The sequence below is a fragment of the Dyella sp. genome, assembly GCF_035508675.1.
Classification (GTDB): Bacteria; Pseudomonadota; Gammaproteobacteria; order Xanthomonadales; family Rhodanobacteraceae; genus Dyella_B.
In genome coordinates this window covers 1-2,898 of record NZ_DATJMN010000174.1, presented here as the reverse complement: position 1 = coordinate 2,898, position 2,898 = coordinate 1, and the positions used below count along the sequence as shown (strand labels likewise).

Below are 2,898 nucleotides of genomic sequence, written 5' to 3'. Positions count from 1 at the left end.
GCGCAGGATGCGCATCCGCCCCTGTTCGTCACAATCGACCAAGGCCAGCAGGCGTCCGTCGCCCGCGAAAGCGGCCGATCGCGCCGGTGGCTGGCCAGCCGGCCACTCGATCTGACGGCCCTGTGAGACAGCCTGCCCGTTTTGCGCATTCAGATGGAGGGCCGGGAGGTCGGCAACCCCCGCCGCGAGCGGAAGCACCAGCTGCTCCGCGCCGCTGCCGCGTTCGGCCGCTTCGCGCAACTCATCCAGGGTCACCATGGCCGGGTTGCGGAAAGGTTCCACCCACACACGGCGCAGCGCGGTCAAATGGGCGCCACAGCCCAGTTTTTCGCCGAGATCCACCGCAAGGCTGCGGATATAGGTACCCGCACCGCATTCCACGTGCAGGGTCAAGGTATCAGGCGTCCATGAAACCAACTGCAGCGCGTGGATATCCACCTCGCGTGGTGGCGCTTGAACGGTCTCGCCACGCCGCGCCTTGAGATAGAGCGGTTCGCCGTCCTGCTTAAGGGCCGAGTACACCGGGGGCACCTGCACGATGCGTCCTCTGAACCCCGCCAGGGCGCGCTCGATGGCGGCCTCGTCCAGGGCTGGCACCGGTCGCTGCACGACGATCTCGCCTTCCAGATCGGCCGTAGTCGTGGTGGCGCCAAGCCGGCATTCGGCGAGATATGCCTTGCGCGAGCCCAGCAGGTTGCCGGCAATCTTGGTGGCTTCGCCGAAACACAATGGCAGCAGGCCAGTGGCCAGAGGATCGAGCGCACCCGTGTGACCGCCCTTGGCGGCACGCAGGATCGCCATGGCGATCTGCAGCGCCTTGTTTGAGCTCACACCCAAGGGTTTGTCGAGCAGCAAGATACCGTGCAAGTCACGGGTGTCGGGACGATGGCGGCGGCGGCTCATGCGTTCGTTCCGGATTCAAGCGTCTGTGTCGAAGCTGCGATGTCATGCTGCCTTGCTCCGCTCTTGCGGGAACAAGGCCAAGCTCAGCCTTCGCCGTCGTCCGAATCGTGCGAGGGACTCTCCCGCAGCAACTGGTCGATACGCTCGCCCTTGTCCACTGAATCGTCGTACTTGAAGCGCAACTCCGGCACTCGGCGAAGACGCATCGAGCGCGACAACGCACGGCGAAACTCGACAGCAAGTTCGTTCAGTGCCTTCACCGCCTCTTTCGATTGCTGCGGAAGCAGCGCGGTCACCCACACGGTCGCCCAATCCAGGTCCCGCGTGACTTCCACGTCGGACACGCTGCACGAAGGCAGGCCGTGATCGCGCACGGCGGCATGCACCAGCGTGCCTAGCTCACGGCGGAGTTCGGCGCCGACGCGGTCTGTGCGTTTGAAGTCGCGAGAAGGCATGTATTCAGTAATTGATTGAAACGGAGAAAAGTTCGTTTGAAGCGTATTGAGCAATCGCCAATGCGCCCTGCCGGAATGACGGTGAGGGCGATCCAGCCATCGGCGGGATCGCCCCTTACCGCGGCCCTCCGCCTTTTTAGGGGCGACGGAACCGCTTGCTTACAGCGTACGGGCCACTTCAATGCGCTCGAAGCATTCGATCTGGTCGCCCACCTTTACATCGTTGTACTGCTTCACGGCGATACCGCATTCCATGCCGCCGCGCACTTCGTCGACCAGATCCTTGAAGCGGCGCAGCGATTCGAGCTCGCCCTGGAAGATCACCGTATTGTTGCGCAGCACGCGGATCGGCTTGCTGCGCTTGACCATGCCTTCCACCACCATACAACCGGCCACGGCGCCGAACTTGGAGCTGCGGAATACGTCGCGCACCTGGGCGATGCCGATGATTTCCTCGCGCACTTCCACGCCCAACAGGCCCGATGCCGCCTGCTTCACCTGATCGATCACGTCATAGATGATCGAGAAATAACGAACATCCAGGCCGGCGGTATCGATCACCTTACGCGCCGATGCGTCCGCACGCACGTTGAAGCCTATGATCAGCGCCTTCGACGCTGCGGCCAGGGTGGCGTCCGATTCGGTAATGCCACCGACGCCGGCCGCGATCACATTGACCTTTACGTTCTCGTTGCCGATCTGGCTGAGCGAATCGCGGAGCGCCTGCACGGAGCCCTGCACATCGGCCTTGACCAGGATGTTGAGCGTCTGCTGCTCGGTCGCCTGGCCCATCTGCGCCATGATGTCTTCCAGGCGATTGGCCTTGCTGACCATGCGCGTCTCGCGCCGCTTGAGCTGACGCTCGGCGGCCACTTCGCGTGCCAGCCGCTCGTCCGCCACCGCCACGAAATCGTCGCCGGCTTCCGGCACGCCGGAAAGGCCCAGCACCTGTACCGGAATCGAGGGGCCGGCTTCCTGCACGGTCTTGCCGGTCTCGTCGATGAGCGCGCGCATGCGGCCGTATTCGATGCCGCACACCACGAAGTCGCCGCGCTTGAGCGTACCCTGCTGCACCAGCACGGTAGCGACCGGACCACGGCCGCGATCGAGGCTGGATTCGATCACCACACCCGACGCCGGGCCGTCCTTCACGGCGGTCAGCTCCATCACCTCGGCCTGCACCGAAATGGCGTCGAGCAAATCGTCGATGCCCATGCCGGTCTTGGCCGACACCGGGACGAACGGCGTGTCGCCGCCCCATTCCTCCGGAATCACTTCCAGATTGCCCAGACCCTGCTTCACGTGGTCCGGATTGGCGTCGGACTTATCCATTTTGTTGATCGCGACGATCAGCGGCACCTTGGCTGCGCGCGCATGCTGCACGGCTTCCTGGGTTTGCGGCATCACGCCGTCGTCGGCGGCCACCACCAGCACCACGATGTCGGTGGATTGCGCACCGCGCGCTCGCATGGCGGTAAACGCCGCGTGACCGGGCGTATCCAGGAAGGTAATCACACCCTTGGGCGTGGTCACGTGGTAC

At 64.1% G+C, this 2,898-nt stretch carries 3 protein-coding genes; all 3 read right to left on the bottom strand.

What is annotated here, in order from left to right:
• Positions 1-903: tRNA pseudouridine(55) synthase TruB (gene truB, locus VMA74_RS09480; protein WP_325366408.1), on the bottom strand; the 903-nt coding region annotated here is incomplete at its 3' end.
• Positions 904-986: 83 nt separating this feature from the next.
• Positions 987-1,358, bottom strand: a complete 372-nt coding sequence (rbfA, locus tag VMA74_RS09475; RefSeq protein ID WP_325366406.1) for a 30S ribosome-binding factor RbfA — start codon at positions 1,356-1,358, stop codon at positions 987-989.
• A 159-nt stretch (positions 1,359-1,517) separates the two neighbouring features.
• Positions 1,518-2,898 (bottom strand): translation initiation factor IF-2 (gene infB / locus VMA74_RS09470; protein ID WP_325366404.1); only part of this gene is annotated, 1,381 nt, incomplete at its 5' end.